Origin of the sequence: Sandarakinorhabdus sp. AAP62, assembly GCF_000331225.1 — a bacterium.
Classification (GTDB): Bacteria; Pseudomonadota; Alphaproteobacteria; order Sphingomonadales; family Sphingomonadaceae; genus Sandarakinorhabdus.
Window position 1 is genome coordinate 295,001 of the sequence record NZ_ANFY01000003.1, and the last position, 17,147, is coordinate 312,147.

The 17,147-nt window shown below is 66.1% G+C and carries 12 protein-coding genes; 4 read left to right on the forward strand and 8 right to left on the reverse strand.

Annotation, left to right across the window (positions count from 1 at the left end; translation table 11 throughout):
- Positions 1–37 precede the first annotated feature (37 nt).
- Genes D619_RS0101635 through D619_RS0101645 form a run of 3 tightly spaced genes read right to left on the reverse strand, consistent with a single transcriptional unit; the run spans position 38 to position 2,299 of the window.
- Entirely contained in the window at positions 38–424 is a 387-nt protein-coding gene (locus D619_RS0101635) for a DUF1428 domain-containing protein (protein ID WP_017666810.1), read from the reverse strand.
- Between the two features lie 15 nt (positions 425–439).
- Positions 440–1,969, reverse strand: a complete 1,530-nt coding sequence (locus D619_RS0101640; protein WP_017666811.1) for a hypothetical protein — start codon at positions 1,967–1,969, stop codon at positions 440–442.
- Positions 1,970–1,981: 12 nt separating this feature from the next.
- On the reverse strand, positions 1,982–2,299 hold the full coding sequence (locus D619_RS0101645; RefSeq protein ID WP_017666812.1) for a hypothetical protein: 318 nt from the start codon (positions 2,297–2,299) through the stop codon (positions 1,982–1,984).
- A gap of 109 nt (positions 2,300–2,408) precedes the next feature.
- On the opposite strand from D619_RS0101645, the gene D619_RS0101650 reads away from it, so the two are divergent.
- Together D619_RS0101650 and D619_RS0101655 are read left to right on the forward strand one after the other, a co-directional pair.
- The gene (locus tag D619_RS0101650; RefSeq protein ID WP_017666813.1) at positions 2,409–2,741 is read left to right on the forward strand and encodes a TIGR04076 family protein; all 333 of its coding nucleotides are present in this window, start codon (positions 2,409–2,411) and stop codon (positions 2,739–2,741) included.
- Positions 2,738–3,781 (forward strand): aldo/keto reductase, encoded by a 1,044-nt coding sequence (locus D619_RS0101655; RefSeq protein ID WP_017666814.1) that lies wholly within the window; start codon positions 2,738–2,740, stop codon positions 3,779–3,781. The genes D619_RS0101650 and D619_RS0101655 overlap by 4 nt, the downstream gene beginning before the upstream one ends.
- A 60-nt stretch (positions 3,782–3,841) precedes the next feature.
- On the opposite strand, the gene cysN is transcribed toward D619_RS0101655, so the two are convergent.
- On the reverse strand, positions 3,842–5,701 hold the full coding sequence (gene cysN, locus D619_RS0101660) for a sulfate adenylyltransferase subunit CysN (protein WP_017666815.1): 1,860 nt from the start codon (positions 5,699–5,701) through the stop codon (positions 3,842–3,844).
- Entirely contained in the window at positions 5,701–6,678 is a 978-nt protein-coding gene (cysD, locus tag D619_RS0101665; RefSeq protein WP_017666816.1) for a sulfate adenylyltransferase subunit CysD, read from the reverse strand. Before cysD ends, cysN begins: the two co-directional genes overlap by 1 nt.
- A gap of 319 nt (positions 6,679–6,997) precedes the next feature.
- Between cysD and D619_RS0101670 the strand changes: the two genes are divergently transcribed.
- Entirely contained in the window at positions 6,998–10,033 is a 3,036-nt protein-coding gene (locus D619_RS0101670; RefSeq protein ID WP_243442590.1) for a TonB-dependent receptor, read from the forward strand.
- 236 nt (positions 10,034–10,269) lie between these two features.
- Here the strand turns inward: D619_RS0101670 and D619_RS17040 are convergent, their stop codons facing one another.
- Together D619_RS17040 and D619_RS15255 are read right to left on the reverse strand one after the other, a co-directional pair.
- Positions 10,270–11,097: a class I SAM-dependent methyltransferase gene (locus D619_RS17040; RefSeq protein ID WP_017666818.1), complete on the reverse strand. Its 828-nt coding sequence runs from the start codon at positions 11,095–11,097 to the stop codon at positions 10,270–10,272.
- Entirely contained in the window at positions 11,094–12,860 is a 1,767-nt protein-coding gene (locus tag D619_RS15255; RefSeq protein WP_017666819.1) for a putative 2OG-Fe(II) oxygenase, read from the reverse strand. The genes D619_RS17040 and D619_RS15255 overlap by 4 nt, the downstream gene beginning before the upstream one ends.
- Before the next feature lie 70 nt (positions 12,861–12,930).
- On the opposite strand from D619_RS15255, the gene D619_RS0101685 reads away from it, so the two are divergent.
- A complete protein-coding gene (locus D619_RS0101685) occupies positions 12,931–14,442 on the forward strand; it encodes a hypothetical protein (protein ID WP_017666820.1) in 1,512 nt (503 codons plus the stop codon).
- A 99-nt stretch (positions 14,443–14,541) separates the two neighbouring features.
- On the opposite strand, the gene clpB is transcribed toward D619_RS0101685, so the two are convergent.
- Complete coding sequence (clpB, locus tag D619_RS0101690; protein WP_017666821.1) at positions 14,542–17,121, reverse strand: ATP-dependent chaperone ClpB; 2,580 nt, start codon at positions 17,119–17,121, stop codon at positions 14,542–14,544.
- Positions 17,122–17,147: the final 26 nt, after the last annotated feature.

The following is a 17,147-nucleotide window of genomic DNA, read 5'->3' on the forward strand; positions in this document are numbered from 1 at the left end:
CGCCGGCTTATCCCGGCGGGGCTTTTTGTTGTTCGGCTTACGGCCGCTCCAACACGACCAACGGTGTGAATCCGCCAAAGATCATCCGCTTTCCATCGAACGGCATCGGGTTCGTCACCGGGTCCATGCGTGGATCGGCTGTTTCGGGGTTGGTCATCCAGCCCGTCATGATGGCATAAGCGGCGTCGCGCGTGGCCTTGTCTGGCCATTCCACCCAGGAAAACACGATTTCTTCGTCTGCCGTCGCCTGCACGGCGCGGCGGAAGTCCGTCTGTTTCCCCTCAGGAACATCGTCCGCCCAGCATTCCATCACGCGCAGCGCGCCCAGATCAATGAACACGCTGTCGCCCAGCTGGGCATGCGCTTCAAACTTGTCCTTGTTTGCAGCCGGAACGGCGATCACATAGCCGTCGATATAGCTCATCGCGCACGCCTCCCCTCAGAAATTGCGATTGCTCAATCCAAGGCGATCCAGCCAATCGCTGCCAAACACATATTCGCCTTCGCGATCCAGCAGATCGACCCGCGCCGCCAGCCAGCGTTCCAGATCATCGCCATAGGCATCACGCACGCTTGTGGCCGTCGCCTGGTTCAATTTGCCCCAATGTTCGGCATGCGGAATCCCGGCGGCGCGCAGATCGACAATGGCTTGGGCCATCACCTGCCTCGTGGCATTGTTGTCGAGCCCATCGATGTCGATGATCACACTCTGTGGCCAGCGGATGAAGGCGAGATGGCCCGGCGATTTGCGGGCGTAACGGCAGGCAAAGGCCACCGGTGCCTTGCCAACCTTCTTCAGCGCGGCCTGGAAGATTGCCCTTACGTCGTGCACGAAATCCACCGGCGTCGCTACCGAAGCACCTGCCGTACCGGCGCGCGGCGTCGTGAAGTTGAAGCTCTGCCCCCAGCTGCCAACCCGGCCGTTGATGGGGCTCAATTGATCGGCCAGCACCGCCTTGGTGATGATTGGCGTCAGCCCTGGCGCCGCATCGAGCAGATTGGCCACCACCGTCGCCAGATTATAGCCCGGGCTGCGCTTGGGCTGTATGCTGTAATCCAGATCATGGCCATCGTCCCAGTCGCAGCGATAGCCGCAGGTGACATAGGCAAAACCCTTGTCAATCTGATCATTGATCACCGACTGGAAGAAATAGGGCCGCCGTCCCGCTGCGCCTGGCAGATCGCTGGCGGCAAAATCGGCATCAGCCAGGCTGCGCATCGCGTTCAGCAACTCCGGCCCGGCCGGCAAGCGCTTGCGGTGGCTTTCAAGCAGGAACCGCGGCACGCTTTCCACCAGCACGGCATGCACCACCCCCAGCGCCCCCAGCGACACCAGTGCGGCGGCAAACAGCCGGTCATCACGCATCACGGTGGCACCCAGTTCGGCCGCCAGCCGGCCATCGGTGACGGGACGGCTCGCCGGCTCGATCCACAGATTGCGGTCGGGCCCCGGGATCAGCTGGATGGCGCGCACCTGGCTCTGGATGGCGCCATGATCGATCGCGGAACCGTGGGTGGAACAGCTCATCGCGCCCACGAATGTCTGCCCGTTCGATGCGCCGGTGGTCGCCAGCGATCGCCCGCGCGGCTCCAGCCACATGTTCAGTTCGGCCACCGAAATCCCGGTCTGGCACAGCACCAGGCCTTGTCTGTCCCCCGTAAAGCCGGGATCGACATGGCTGGGCGGCAGCGCAAACAACTGGTTGGCATAGCCCGTCGCCAGCGGCCAGCCGCCGGGCACCGACGGCGCCGCCGAAAAGGACCAGGTCGCGCCATGTGCGCGCAGCCGGCGCCGTTCGGTGAAGGCCTTGCCAATCAGATCCTGCACGGCCGAGGCGCTGGCCCGCATGTCGGCCAGGCTGGCGGTAACGGCACGGTGCAGCTCGTACCGGCCGGCAATCGGCACATCCCGTTCGGTGAAATGCCAATTGTGCCAGGTGCGATCGTCAAATTTCAGGATCCGAGCCATGCGGCGTCCCCCTTATTTCGGAATCTCGCCTTCACCGGTCGGCAGCTTGCCGCAGCGATAGCGGATGTGGGACGGTTGCCAGAACCCGAGGGTGAGCACGGTCGCCAGCGACTGCAGCAACGAGGTGCGCACCTGCACATCGCTGATGCTGTTGGTGCCAACACAGGCTTCGGCCTTCTTCGGATCCTCGATGGCGCCCCAGGCAATGGCATTGCTGGTCACAGGGTGCAGATATTGATCGCCGCGATTGGGCACCGGCACGGTGAGGCTGTGATAGGCGCAGCCCGGCAAAGCGCAACAGAGCAGCATGATCGCAAACAGGCGCAACATCTTCTTCCCCCAAGCAGAATTTGACTGACCCTGTCGTGATGATGCCATGAAGCCGCCGTGCTGGCCAGCGGGCTGGTGATGACCGTTCATCTGTTGCACAAGGGCCAACATGGATGATGCATTCGAACTCTATGACCTCAAGGTCGAAGTGATCGCTCCGCCCGGCGCTGCCCTGTGGTGCAACGCCAAGCCGGGTGACTGGTTCGAACTGCGCGGCGAGCTGCTGTTCCTGCCGCCGGGCCAGGGTTTTTCGATCTACAGCCTCGCCGCCGTGCTGCCGCTGCTAGCGGCCAAGCAACGCGCCACCGACCCCAACGACTGGATGGACAGCGACGCCGAAATCGCCTGCCCCGATCCCAATTGCCCATCCCGCCTGCGCATCACCCGCCTGACCAAGCGCAGCTTCCGCCGCGCCGAGACCACGGCAACGGTGAAACCATGAGCGTCGAGCGCACCACACTGGCCCCCGGCCACGAGATTTCGCGGATCATCCGTGGCGGCTGGCAGCTCGCCGGCGATCACGGACCGGTTGAGCGCGACAGCCTGAACGATGGCTTCCTCGCCTTCTTCGATGCCGGCATCACCACGCTGGATTGCGCCGATATCTACACCGGCGTGGAAGAAATGATCGGCGATTTCCGCCGCCATCTTGGCCAGGCGCGCGGTGCTGAAGCGCTGGCCCGGCTGAAGGTGCACACCAAGTTCGTGCCCGATCTTACCCTGTTGCCCACCATTACCCGCGCCGATGTGGAAGCCATCATCGATCGCAGTCGCGCCCGGCTCGGCATGGACCGGCTCGATCTGGTGCAGTTCCACTGGTGGGATTATGCCCAGCCGCGCTGCATCGAAACGCTGCTGCACCTGCAGGCGTTGCAGCAAGCCGGCAAGATCGCCCACATCGCCGGCACCAATTTCGATGCGTCCCACGTTGCCGCATTCGCCGCCGCCGGCGCGCCGCTCACCAGCATTCAGGTGCAATATTCCCTGCTCGATCGTCGCCCGGCCGGCGACTTCACTGCCACTGCCGCCGCCAGCAACACCGGCCTGATCTGCTATGGCGCGCTGGCCGGCGGCTTCCTCTCCGCCCGCTGGCTCGGGGCACAGGATCCCGCCGAAACCCTCTCCAACCGCAGCCTGATCAAATATCGCCTGATCATCGATGAATGCGGCGGGTGGGACGCGTTCCAGGCGCTGTTGCGCGCGCTCGACCGCATCGCCCAGGCGCACGCCGTCCCGCTCTCCGCCGTCGCCGCGCGCTGGGTGCTCGATCAACCTGGCGTCAGCGCCGTCATCATCGGCGCCCGCCACGCCGGCCACCTGGCCGACACGCTGGCCATCGCCGCCTTGCGCCTCTCCGCCGCTGACCATGCCGCCATTGCCGCCGTGCTGACGCCGGGTCCGCAAGGCGATGTCTATGCGCTGGAACGCGACCGGGAAGGGCGGCATGGGCGGATCATGAAGTATAATCTGAACAAGAACTAAGTGGCCTCCGGCGGACAGGGGCTGAGCACCTGCCCCGCCGGAGGCTCTCTCGCTCCCTCTTCACCCGATGATATCGCGCGCCCGCAGCCAGGTGATGATCGCCTCGGCCGCGTCGGCTTCGCTCATTTCTTGCGTCTTGATGTGCAGCTGCGGCGCTTCAGGCGCTTCGTAGGGGCTGTCGATGCCAGTGAAGTTGCGCAGCTCGCCGCTGGCGGCCTTGGCGTAGAGGCCTTTGGGGTCGCGGGACTGGCAGACTTCGAGCGGGGTATCGACGAAGACTTCGATGAAGCGGTCAGCACCCACCAAAGCCCGCGCCATTTCGCGTTCGGAGCGGAAGGGCGAGATGAAGGAGCAGGTGACGATCAGTCCGGCGTCGGCCATCAGTTTGGCGACTTCGCCGATGCGGCGGATGTTTTCGACACGGTCGGCATCGGTGAAGCCCAAGTCGCGGTTGAGGCCGTGGCGGACATTGTCGCCATCCAGCGCGTAGGTGTGGCAGCTGAGCGCGGCGAGGCGGGCTTCGACCAGGTTGGCAATGGTGGATTTGCCGCTGCCTGAAAGCCCGGTGAACCAGATCACGGCGGGTTGATGGCCGTTCAGCGCGCTGCGCTGGGCCTGGGTGACTGTCATCGGTTGCAGGTGGATGTTGCTGGCGCGCCTGAGGGCGTGGCGGATCATGCCGGCGCCGACGGTGTTGTTGGTGTAGCGATCGATCAGGATGAAGCCGCCGGTGTCCCGGCAGTCGGTGTAGGGATCGAACAGCAGCGGCGCGGTGGTTTCGAGGTTGGCGAGGCCAATCTCGTTCATGGCGAGCGTGCGGGCCGGGCGTTCGTCGAGCGTGGTGATATCGATGCGGTGTTTCAGCAGCGTGACCGAGGCCGGGGTGGTGAGGGGCCCGGATTTGAGCAGGTAGGAGCGGCCGGGTTTCAGCGCGTCTTCATCCAGCCAGATCAGATCGGCGGCGAATTGCTGGGCGACGGCGGGCCGGCTTTCCGGGCTGACCAGCATGTCGCCGCGCGAGATGTCGATCTCGTCTTCCAGCACCAGGGTGACGGCCGCCTCCGGGCCGGCGCCGGCGAGATCGCCATCGACGGTGACGATGCGGGCGACCTTGCTGGCCTTGCCTGACCGCGCCGTGACGATGGGGTCGCCGGGCTTCACCTGTCCGGCAACGATGGTGCCGGCATAGCCACGGAAATGGGCATCGGGGCGGTTCACCCATTGCACCGGGAAGCGCAGGGGCCCGCTGGCATCGGTGGCGGCGAGTTCGATGCTTTCCAGATGCGCGATCAGGGTGGGCCCATCGTACCAGGCCATTTCGGCGGCCGGGCTGGCGAGGTTGAGGCCGGCGCGGGCGGCCATCGGGATGGCGGTGAAGCCGGCAAAGCCCAGCCGTTCGGCGATGGTGGTGTATTCGGCGACGATGGCGCGAAACCGTGCCTCGTCAAAGCCGACAAGGTCCATCTTGTTCACGGCGAGCACGATGTGGCCGATGCCCATCAGCGAGGCTATGAAGCTGTGGCGGCGCGTCTGCGGCAGCAGGCCCTTGGACGCATCAACGAGGATGATCGCCAGATCGGCGGTGGAGGCGCCGGTGGCCATGTTGCGCGTATATTGTTCGTGGCCGGGCGTATCGGCGATGATGAAGCGGCGGCGCGGTGTGGCGAAGAAGCGCCATGCGACATCGATGGTGATGCCCTGCTCGCGCTCGGCCTCCAGCCCGTCGAGCAGCAGGGCGTAATCGATTTCGCCGCCGGTGGTGCCGTGCTTGCGGCTGTCCGTGGCAAGGGTGTTCAGCGTGTCGTCCATGATGGCCTGGCTGTCGTACAGCAGGCGGCCAATCAGGGTGGACTTGCCGTCGTCCACCGATCCGCAGGTGATGAGGCGCAGCACGCCGTCACGGTTGAGGGCAGTGGCCATCAGAAATACCCCTGCCGCTTCTTCTGCTCCATCGATCCGTCGCCGTCGCGATCGATCACCCGGCCCTGGCGTTCGGAGGTGCGGGTATCGGCCATTTCGGCCACGATATCGGCCAGCGTTTCGGCTTCGGACTCCACCGCACCGGTGAGCGGGTAGCAGCCCAGGGTGCGGAAGCGGATCCGGCGCATCATCGGCGTTTCGCCTGGCTGCAATGGCAGGCGATCATCATCCACCATCAGCAGCACATCATCGCGGATCACGGTGGGGCGAACGTCGGCGAAATAGAGCGGCACCACCGGGATGGTTTCGGCCTCGATGTAACGCCACACATCGAGCTCGGTCCAGTTGGAGATGGGGAAGACGCGCATGGATTCACCGGGGCCAACGCGCGTGTTGTAGGTGCGCCAGAATTCCGGGCGCTGGCGGCGCGGGTCCCAGCCCTGGTGGGCGTCGCGGAACGAGAAGATGCGCTCCTTGGCGCGGGATTTCTCTTCGTCACGGCGGCCGCCGCCGATGGCCGCGTCAAAGCCGCCGTCGGTCAGTGCTTGCAGCAGGCCGGTGGTGCGCATCACTTCGGTGTGCAGCGCCGATCCGTGGACGAAGGGATTGATGCCGCGCGCCGCCCCTTCCTCGTTCACATGCACGCGGATATCGATGCCCAGCGCGTCCCGCAGCGTGTCGCGGAACGATCCCATGGCGGCGAATTCCCACAGGCTGTCGACATGCAGCAGCGGGAAGGGCGGCAGCGACGGCCAGAACGCCTTCAGCGCCAGGTGCAGCATCACCGTTGAATCCTTGCCGATGCTGTAGAGCATCACCGGCGTGCGGAACGAGGCCGCCACCTCGCGCAGGATGTGGATGGCCTCCGCCTCCAGCCGCGCCAGATCGGGCGGCAGGGCCGGCCCCCGGCCGCGTGCACGGGCGTCCGGGTCGGAAAACCGCCTTGCATAGGCGGCAATTGCGGCGTCGCTCTCCATCACTCTGCCTTAGAGCCATCATGGCGGGAGCAAAAGGCCGATATGCCGCGCCTGTCGCTGAGGCACGGCAAAGCTGGGCTTTGTTATTGTGGCGAAATGGTCACACAAAGAGGCGGAAACGACCCTGCGGGCGTTTGCGCGCTTTACACGGCGACGGGGTTTTCACAAAACGTACACAGGCCTGTAGAGGGGCTGGGTGTTGTGCCGTGGTGCCGAAAAGGCGCCACTTGATGGATGGTTTGCAGCCGAAAGGCTGTCGGCCGTCCTTTTTGATGCGGCGCAGCTCCCTGAAAATTTGGTCAACAGAAGGGATTTTTCCGTGACGCAATTCAAGAACTCGCCTCGCCGCCTGGCGCTGACGACCAGCGCCCTGACGCTGGCTTTCGCCATGGCGTCGGCTCCGGCGTTCGCCCAGCAGACGGCGGCTGCCGAAGAAGCTGCTGCTGATGAAGCCATTGTCGTCACCGGTTCGCGCATCGCGCGGCGTGACCTCGACACGCCGGCCCCGTTGGCTGTCGTGTCTGGCGTGGAATTCAAGAATTTCGGCGCCGTGAACGTTGAAAGCATCATCAACACGCTGCCGCAGGTGGTGCCGGGCACCACCGCCTTCTCGAACAACCCGGGCGGCGGCGTCGCCACCCTCAACCTGCGCGGCCTTGGCGCCACCCGCACCTCGGTGCTGGTCAACGGCCGTCGCTGGATGTTCTACAGCACCAACCAGGTCGTCGACCTCAACACCATTCCGCAGTTCCTGCTGGAAGGCGTGGAAACCATCACCGGCGGTGCTTCGGCAGTCTACGGTTCGGACGCCATTGCCGGCGTCGTCAACTTCAAGCTGAAGAACCTGGAAGGCTTCCAGGCCAATGTGACCCAGAGCCTGACCGAGCGCGGCGATGGCAACCGCCTCGACATGAACGTGGCGTTCGGTGGTTCCTTCGGTGACGGCCGCGGCCATGCCACGGTCTATGCCAGCTACTACAACCGCAAGCCGGTGTTCCAGGGCGAGCGTCCGTTCTCGGCGACTGCGTTTGCTGACAACGCGACGGCCACGGGCTTCACCTCGGGTGGTTCTGCCGCCACCCCGGCCGGCCGTCTGGCGGTTGCCGCTTCCAACACCTTCCTGACCCCGGGCACCCCGACTTCGACCATCTGCGATGCGCTGGGCGCCACGCAGCCGGCCGGCTGCAACGTGCTGCCGCTGGGCGTCGGTGCATTCGGCACTTCGCTGGGCGGCACCTTTGATTCGACCACGGCCAGCGCGCGCCCCTTCAGCGGCGCGACCGATCTCTACAACTATGCGCCGGTCAACTATCTGATGGTGCCGCAAGAGCGTTACCTGTTCGGTGGTTACGCTGATTACGAAATCACCAAGGGTGTGACGGCCTACACCGAAGTTTCGTATGTGCAGAACAATGTGCGTGCGCAGCTGGCCGCGACCCCGGTCACCGGCACCTTCAACGTGCGTCTCGCCACCGTGGCGCCGTTCCTGTCGGCTGCTGACAACACCCTGCTGCAGCAGATCGATGCCAACGAAACCGCGATCAACGCGGCGCGCGCTGCTGCCGGCCTGACCGGCAATGCCGCGACGCTGTACAGCCCGACCGGTGCCAACGCCATCGCCAACGGCCCCGGCGTGATTGCCGCGACGATCAACCGTCGCGTCACCGATATCAATGCCCGTATCAACAACGACGAGCGCAGCGCCTTCCGCGTGCTGTTCGGTCTGCGTGGCGATATCGGCAGCGGCTGGAACTACGACGCCTATTATTCGTTCGCGCGTACCCGCAACAGCAACATCCAGGAAGGCAACGTGTCGCGTTCCGCCTTCCAGCGTGGCCTTGACGGCACCGCCGGTGCTGTGGCGCTCGATATCTTCGGCGAAAACTCGCTGTCGCCGGCGATGGCCAGCGCCATCTCGATCATCGCGCAGAACACCACTGTTTCGACGCTGGAAGTGGCCCAGGCCAACGTTGGCGGTCCGCTGTTCAACCTCGGTTGGGGCGGTGGCGACGTCGCCGTCAACGGCGGTTTCGAATATCGCCGCGTGACCTCGCAGTTCATCCCGGACACTGCGCTGTCGTCGGGTGACGTGATCGGTTTCAACGCCACCAACCCGACCCGCGGCGGTTACCACGCCAAGGAAGTGTTCGGTGAAATCATCGTGCCGATCGCCGCTGATCAGCCGTTCTTCCAGCGCCTGGAAGTCACTGCTGCCGGCCGTTATTCGGACTACAACCTGCCGACCGTCGGCGGCGTGTGGACCTATGCGGTTGGCGCTCAGTGGAGCCCGATCAAGGACATCACCTTCCGTGGCCAGTATAGCCGCGCCGTTCGCGCTCCGAACGTCGGCGAACTGTTCGGCGGTGGCGGCATCGGCTTCCCGACTGCTACCGATCCGTGCACCACGGCGGCTGCTCTTGCTGCTGGCCCGCTGCGCAACACCTGCATCGGTACCGGCGTGCCGGCGGCCAACCTTGGCCAGGGCATCCCGTCGGCTCTGCAGCCCAACACCCAGCTGCAGGCTCGCACGGGCGGTAACCCGAACCTGAACGCCGAACAGGCTGATACCTGGACCGCCGGTGTCGTGCTGAAGCCCAGCTTCATCCCGCGCCTGTCGATCACGGTTGACTATTTCAACATCGAAATTGGCAACGCTGTTGCCACGGCCGGTGGTGGCGCTGCCAACATCCTCAACCTGTGCTTCAACACCTTCCAGGATCCGACCAACGGCTTCTGCCAGCTGATCAATCGCAACGACTCGACCGGTGCGCTTGATGGTTCGACCAACCCCGACGGCACGATCGCCTCGATCTTCGCCGGTGTGGCCAACCTGTCCTCGCTGAAGACCCGCGGTTTCGACATCGGCGTGGATTACACCATCCCGCTGCAGTTCGGCCTGTTTGGCAATGAATCCCGCGTCAACCTGAACTTCCTGGGCTCGATCTATCAGCGCAATACCTTCACCCCGGTGCTGGGTATCAACAACGTGATCGAGTGCGCTGGCTTCTTTGGCGCGCGTTGCGGCACCCCGCAGGGCAAGTTCCAGAGCCAGAGCCGCCTGACCTGGATGGATGGCAACATGACCACCAACGTGCGCTGGCGCTACCTGGCTGCGGTCAAGGATGACAACGACGCCGTCCGCTTCGTTGTGGAACGCATCCCGGCCTACAGCCTGTTCGATCTGTCCTTCAACTATGACGTGACCGACAACGTGGCCATTACGGCAGGTATCAACAACCTGTTCGACAAGAAGCCGCCGATCATCGGCACCAACCAGGAGCAGGCCAACACCTACGCCGGCGTTTACGACGTGCTGGGTCGCGACTTCTTCATCTCGGTTGGCTTCCGCTTCTAATCGCGGACGTCTGACGCAAGATCAGGGGCGGCTGGGAAACCAGCCGCCCCTTTTCTGTTTGGTCTTGCGTGTTGAAAACAGTCTGGACTCACTGGCGTTCGAGTTGACCCGGAGAGCCTCATTCATGCCGAGCCTGTCGCGGCGCGCACCGCAGCCGGCCGGCGCCGCAACAAACTGGGAAAGCGCGCTTCAGTCCGAATGCAATCAGGTCCGGCCGGCCTCTATCGCGCTGCGGTTCAATCGCGTTGGCCGCGTACCACCCAACCGATCACGCCATCCGGGCCGTCCAACGACCGCGCCTGCGCTGCCAGCGGCGCAAGCCATGCCAGGCGCTGCGCCACGCCTTCCGCATCAAGCGCTGCCGATTGCATCGCCGCCAACCGCGCCATCTCGGCCTCGGCTTCAATCCGGATCGCCGCGACGGCCTCCCGTTGCCTTCGCTGGGCCCAATGGCCCAGCGCGCCGGGCAGCTCTGACACCACCGTCTGATCAGCATGGTCCCTGCGAGCTGCCATCACGGCCTGGGCCAGCGCCGCATCCTCGCCGTGGCCGGACGCAATCTGCTCGGCCAGGGTGAACAAGCCAGCTGCAGCCATGGCCTGCATCGCCCGCAGCCGCCGGCCATTGTGCCGTACCGCCGGACTTTCGGCGTGATGGCAGACGAGCAGCAACAGGCCGTTCGGTGCCAGCACGCGCGCCGCTTCTGCCCAGGCCTTGGGCCCGCAATATTCCAGCCCAAACTGACTGATCACGACATCCTGGCTGGCATCGCCAAATGGCAGAGCGTGGGCATCGACGGCACCGCGCACACCCAGCGCGGCCGCCGCCGGGCTGACCTCGGCAGAATCGATCCCGGTGCCCAGCACGCCGCTGCCACTTTCCGCCAACAGCTTCAGCAGGGCGCCGCCACCCGAAGCCACGTCAAGCAGCCGCGACCCCGCCGGCAGTTCGGCGAACGCACCTTGCCACACCGCAGCCAAAGCAGCCTGCACGGCCGCCGGTGCACCGGGCAGGCAGGCGCCGCTGGTCTCGCGCGCCCAATAACGGCTCCAGGCATCCGTCATCGCAGCATCACATCAAAGGCCACGGTCAGCCGCTCCCCGGCCGGGAATGGCCTGGTGCCGTGGAACAAGGTGGAGGGAAACAGCGCCAGCCGGCCCGGCTGCGGCCGGATCAGATGCAGCGGCTTGAGATCAAGCGCCAACTCGGCCGGTGGCCCGCCCACTTCGAGCCAGCCCGGCGCACCCGCTGCATCCAGCCCGTCGGGCAATACGATGTAACAGGCCGACGAAAGCCGACCGGCAGGATGGATATGGGCGACGTGGAAACCCTCTCCCACCAGGCGCACCGACCAGCTTCCGGAGAAATGTGGTGTCCGGTGCCGATCGCGCAGCAGCGGATGCCGCGCATCCGCCGGCGGCAGTGCTGCGAGATGCCGCGACACTGCAGCCATGATGGCCCGGCCCAGGGTGGCGATCTCGGGTTCCGGTCGGCCGAACAACCGTCCGCGTGTTTGCGTGCCGCCGCGCAGCGATTGGCCGATCGGGTGCGATCGCGCCCGGTGCAACCCGCGCAGAACCTGCGCAAGCTGCTGCCAATCACCTTCATATTCAATCTCTTGCGTGGAAACCAGTCCGGGCTGACCCGACAACCAGTAATGGCTGTCGTCCCCCAGCAACCGCCAGGCCAGATCGAGATTTGCCCACAGCACGACATCATCCGGCGCCGCCGCCACCAGGGGTGCCAGCAGGTCGCGCGCCTGCACGGGGTCTCCTTGCTGCAGGGCCAGGCGCGCCCGGGTCAGCTCCGTGCCCGGCAACGCACCGGCTTGCGCCAGCGCGGCCGCCGCGCGTTCGCTGTCGCCGGCATCCACCGCTGCCATCGCGCTGTACAGGTGAAATTCCGGGCGATTGCCATGCAGGGGCGCCATGCGATCCAGCGCTGCGAGCGCCTGCTGCGGCATGGCACTGGCCAGAAGGCAGCCCACATGGCCCAGCGCCAACGCCAGATCCGCCGGTCGCGCCGCTATTGCCACCCGCCATGCCGCGTCAAATTCCGCGCCTGCACCCGCTTCGGCCTGCATGCGTGCCAGCGCGCCATGGCCTTCCACCCAGTCTGGCCGCGCCGCAACGGCGGCCGCCAACGGGGCTGCTGCTTCTGCCTCACCGGCCGCTTCGAGTGCTTCTGCCAGCCCAATCAGCAGGTCGCCGTCATCCGGCGCGAGGCCAAGCGCGGCGCGATACAGGCCGATAGCCCGCGCCTCCTCTCCGCCGATCGCCGCAGCCCGGGCCCGGCCATGCAGGGCCTTCAGATCCTGCGGGTTCTGCGCAAGCACGGCATCGAAATCGGCGGCTGCCGCCTCAATCGCCCCCAGCGCCAGGTGGATGGCGCCGCTCGTCTGCCGAACCGCTGCATCGCCTGGCAGAGCGACCATCAGCAGATCGGCATCGCGGCGGGCGTCTTCATGGCGCGACATGCTGTTCAGCAGGATGGCACGGTTCAGCCTGGCCTGATGCAGGTTGGGCGCGGCCTGCAGCGCGCGATCATAATGCCCCAGTGCTGCCGGCAGATCGCCCTGCTGCTTCAGGAAGTTGGCGAAATTGTTCAGGATCTGCGCGTCGGTCGGCGCAGCCGACAGCGCCCTCGCAAACGCAACGCGGGCGGCACCGGCATCGCCAGCCCGCGATTCATTCAGCGCCGCCAGGTGCAGCACCGCCGGATGCTCGCCAACAAGCCTGAGGACCTCGCGCAAGTCGGCCCGGACACTGGCATGCTGGCCAGCCGCAAAGGCGCGTTCGGCGCGGGCGAACAGGGCGTTCACGTCCATGGGAAACACCTTGGCATGGCGGCAGCTTTGGCCCGCTGGCCTTTGTCTGTCCAGACGTTAGAAAGGGGCGATGCCTGCCGATGTTCCCACCTTCGCCGATGCTGCAGCGCGGCCTGCCATGGTGACGGAACATGTGCTGGGCGAGGATCGGTTGCGCCAGCGCGGCGCCGTGCTGACAGGGGAAGCCCTGGTAGATTTCAGCCTGCTCACCCCGGCAGGGCGCGGGGTTTCGCTGTCTGGCTTGCCGGGCACGATCGTGCGGCTCGACGGCCTGCGCCTCACGCCGGCCGCCGATGGGCGGGTTGATCTGTCGCTACTGCCGCTGGCCTGGCTTTCGGGCGCGGCATTGTCGGCCGGGCCGGCGGGGACGGGCCATGGCGCGGGCAGCATAGGCGGTGCACTCGATCTGTCCCTCGCGCCAGCCGGCGCCGGCAATCGCTCCTGGGCCGTGGCGGGCCAGCAGGCGGGTCATGGCATTGGCGGTCTTGATGTGCGCGCCGGCGACGATGGTGGCTGGGTCAGCGCGGGCTTCACGCAGGGCGGCGCCGTATCCACCCCCGCTGGCCTGGCCGGCACGCGGCAGGGGCGTTGGCACGTGGCGGGCCGGTTCGCGCAGGATATCGGGGGCGCGATGCTCACTGGCCGGGGGCTGTTTGCCAGCCGGCGTGAAGGCCAGGATCAGGCCGATTTTCATGATCTGGCGCTGCAACTGCGCGGCGGCCGGGCCTGGCAATGGACCCTGGCCGCCGCAACTGGTGCCCATCAGGCCGCCGGTGTCGGCAGCCGCCAGGCGCTGTTCTCCGCCGGTGTGTCGCGGCAGACCGACATGGTCCTGCCCGGCGCCGTTGATGCGGTCACGCTGGCCTTTGGCGCCGAACAGCGGCGATTGCGACTGGCGGCAACACGGATCGTGGCGCGTGAGCTGTATGCCCAGGCCTATCTGCCGCTGCTGCAGGATCGCCCCGCCGCCGAAGATCTTGGGCTGGAACTGGGCTGGCGGCAGGCCTGGATCGCCGGCCGCAGCGAGGCACTGTGGAACGTGCGGGCGCGCTGGGAGTTTTTCCCCGGCGTCGCCCTGCGCGGCCAACTGGCGCGCGGGATCGATGATCTGGCTTCCACCAGCGGCATCGGCCGCAGTATCGGCCTGCGGCTGGCGCCGGCCTTTGTGCCGGGTCTTGTGGCCAGCATTGATTGGCGCCGCCAGACGGCGGGGACGGCGCGGGTGCAGGCCATCGATGCGGCGGCCTTCTGGCGCGGCCGCATTGGCGCCACGGCGCAACTGACGCTGGAAACGCTGGTCACCCACCACCAGCGCGCCGATTTCACGCCGCTGCCGGTGGCGCACTTTCAGTCCTTGCTGCGGGTGCGGGTCGAAGATGACGGCTGGGCCGCCATGGCCGGCTGGCGGCAGCGCTCGCCCCTGGCCGGCGTGCCGTCGCGCGGAGGGCTGGATCTGGGGCTCGAACGTCAGCTCAGCCCACGCATCCGGCTGGTGGCCAGCATCAGCAACGCAGCCGATGCCGGACGCGCCGATGGGCCGGTGGGGCGGCAGGCGTTGCTGCAGTTGGTGGCGGGGTTCTAGCCATCACGTTGCAGAAAAGGAAGCATGGCCTCTGGCGGGCAGGCCTGAGGCCTGCACCCAATCGTTGGTTCGCGACTGAAGCCTAACCCTTGGCCGTTGTCATGACCCGGCGACCAGCACCAGTTTTCCGTCGCCTTCGTCCACGTTCACCGTGCTGCCATCGGGCACGCTGCCCGAAAGGATCAATTCGGCCAGCGGGTCCTGCAAATGTTTCTGTACGGTGCGCTTCAGCGGGCGTGCGCCGTAGACCGGATCATAGCCCACCCGCGCCAGCCAACGCCGGGCGGCGTCGGTGAGGTCGAGCGTCACCTTGCGGTCCTTCAGCAGGGCGGCGACTCGGCTCACCTGGATATCGACGATCGGCGCCATCGCGTCCTGCCCAAGCCGCTGGAACAGCACGATCTCGTCCAGCCGGTTGAGGAATTCGGGCCTGAAGTGCCCGCGCACCACCTCCATCACCTGCGGTTCGGCCTCGCTGATTGGCGCGCCATCGGGCAGGGCAGCGATATATTGGCTGCCCAGGTTGCTGGTCAGGATGATCAGCGTGTTGGTGAAATCCACCGTGCGGCCCTGGCCATCGGTGAGGCGGCCATCATCGAGCACCTGCAGCAGCACGTTGAACACGTCGCCGTGGGCCTTTTCTACCTCGTCGAACAGCACCACCTGATAGGGGCGCCGCCGCACCGCTTCGGTCAGCACGCCGCCTTCTTCATAGCCGACATAGCCGGGAGGGGCGCCGATCAGCCGGGCGACGCTGTGCTTTTCCATGAACTCGCTCATGTCGAGCCGCACCATCGCGCGCGGATCATCGAACAGGAACTGCGCCAGCGCTTTGGTCAGCTCGGTCTTGCCGACGCCGGTGGGGCCGAGGAACAGGAAGCTGCCCAGCGGCCGGTTCGGATCCTGCAGGCCGGCGCGGGCCCGGCGCACGGCACTGGAAACCGCCTTCACGGCGGCCTCCTGGCCGATCACCTGGGCGGAGAGGATGCTCTCCATCTTCAGCAATTTGTCGCGCTCGCCTTCCAGCATGCGGTCGACCGGAATGCCGGTCCAACGGCTGACAACGGCGGCGATATCATCGCCGGTCACTTCCTCGCGCACCATCGCGGCCTGGGTCACCTGCTCGGCTTCGGCCAACTGGCGTTCGAGGTCTGGGATGCGGCCATAGGTCAGCTCACCGGCCTTGGCATAATCGCCGCTGCGCTGGGCCTGCTCCACCTCGATGCGGGCGGCGTCCAGCTGCTCCTTGATGCGGGTGGCGCCGGCCAGCTTTTCCTTCTCGGCCTGCCAGCGGCGGGTGAGCGTGCCGGACTCTTCCTCCAGCCCGGCCAGTTCCTCGTTGAGCGCGTTCAGCCGCTCCTTGGAGGCCGCATCGGTCTCGCGTTCCAGCGCGGCAGCCTCGATCTTGAGCTGGATGATGCGGCGGTCGAGGGCCTCGATCTCCTCGGGCTTCGATTCCACCTCCATGCGCAGGCGGCTGGCGGCTTCGTCCATCAGGTCGATGGCCTTGTCGGGCAGGAAGCGGTCGGCGATGTAGCGGTTGGACAGCGTCGCGGCGGCCACGATGGCGCCATCGGTGATGCGCACGCCGTGGTGGAGTTCATATTTCTCCTTCAGGCCGCGCAGGATGGAGATCGTGTCTTCCACCGTGGGTTCGCCCACAAGGACAGGCTGGAAGCGGCGTTCCAGCGCCGCGTCCTTCTCCACATGCTTGCGATATTCTTCCAGCGTGGTGGCGCCGATGCAGTGCAGCTCGCCGCGGGCGAGCGCGGGCTTGAGCAGGTTGGAAGCGTCCATCGCGCCTTCCGCCTTGCCGGCGCCGACGAGGGTATGCATCTCGTCGATGAACAGCACGACGTCGCTGCCTTCGGCACGCACTTCGTCGAGCACGCCCTTCAGCCGCTCCTCGAACTCGCCGCGATATTTGGCGCCGGCGATCAGCGCGCCCATGTCCAGCGCCATCAGCCGCTTGTCCTTCAGGCCATCGGGCACGTCGCCGTTGGCGATGCGCAGCGCCAGACCTTCGGCAATCGCGGTCTTGCCGACGCCGGGTTCGCCGATCAGCACCGGGTTGTTCTTGGTGCGGCGGGCAAGCACCTGGATGGTGCGGCGAATTTCCTCGTCGCGGCCGATCACCGGATCAAGCTTGCCGGCGCGCGCCGCTTCGGTGAGGTCGCGGGCATATTTCTTCAGCGCATCGAAACTGTCTTCGGCGCCGGCAGAATCAGCCGAGCGGCCCTTGCGCACGCTGTTGATGGCGTCGTTCAGCGCCTGCGGGGTGACGCCGGCGCCTTTCAGCGCCTTGCCGGCCTCGGTGGTGGTGGCGAGCGCGAGGGCGACCAGCAGGCGTTCGACGGTGACAACGCTGTCACCTGCCTTGGTCGCCACCTGTTCAGCGCTGTCGAGCACGCGCACCGTGTCATTGTCCCACGCCAGGCTTTGCGCACCGCTGCCGGAAACCTGGGCGATCTTGGCCAGCGCCTGATCGGTGAGTTGCAGCGCGGTGGCGGGGGTGCCTCCGGCGGCCTTGATCAGGCCGGAGGCCATGCCCTGCTCATCTTCCAAAAGGGCCTTCAGCACATGTTCCGGCGCGACGCGCTGGTGGTTGTTGCGGATCGCCACGGTCTGCGCCGATTGCAGGAATCCCTTGGCGCGATCGGTGAATTTTTCGATGTTCATGTGAGGTCGTTCCTCCTGTTCATCGG

What these genes read in the sequence shown, in the direction of transcription:
- clpB (WP_017666821.1), bottom strand. Translation starts at nt 17,121, where the DNA reads ATGAACATCGAAAAATTCACCGATCGCGCCAAGGGATTCCTGCAATCG.
- D619_RS15255 (WP_017666819.1), bottom strand. Translation starts at nt 12,860, where the DNA reads ATGGACGTGAACGCCCTGTTCGCCCGCGCCGAACGCGCCTTTGCGGCT.
- cysN (WP_017666815.1), bottom strand. Translation starts at nt 5,701, where the DNA reads ATGGCCACTGCCCTCAACCGTGACGGCGTGCTGCGCCTCATCACCTGC.
- D619_RS0101640 (WP_017666811.1), bottom strand. Translation starts at nt 1,969, where the DNA reads ATGGCTCGGATCCTGAAATTTGACGATCGCACCTGGCACAATTGGCAT.
- D619_RS0101650 (WP_017666813.1), top strand. Translation starts at nt 2,409, where the DNA reads ATGGATGATGCATTCGAACTCTATGACCTCAAGGTCGAAGTGATCGCT.
- D619_RS0101685 (WP_017666820.1), top strand. Translation starts at nt 12,931, where the DNA reads ATGCCTGCCGATGTTCCCACCTTCGCCGATGCTGCAGCGCGGCCTGCC.
- D619_RS0101635 (WP_017666810.1), bottom strand. Translation starts at nt 424, where the DNA reads ATGAGCTATATCGACGGCTATGTGATCGCCGTTCCGGCTGCAAACAAG.
- cysD (WP_017666816.1), bottom strand. Translation starts at nt 6,678, where the DNA reads ATGGAGAGCGACGCCGCAATTGCCGCCTATGCAAGGCGGTTTTCCGAC.
- D619_RS17040 (WP_017666818.1), bottom strand. Translation starts at nt 11,097, where the DNA reads ATGACGGATGCCTGGAGCCGTTATTGGGCGCGCGAGACCAGCGGCGCC.
- D619_RS0101655 (WP_017666814.1), top strand. Translation starts at nt 2,738, where the DNA reads ATGAGCGTCGAGCGCACCACACTGGCCCCCGGCCACGAGATTTCGCGG.
- D619_RS0101645 (WP_017666812.1), bottom strand. Translation starts at nt 2,299, where the DNA reads ATGTTGCGCCTGTTTGCGATCATGCTGCTCTGTTGCGCTTTGCCGGGC.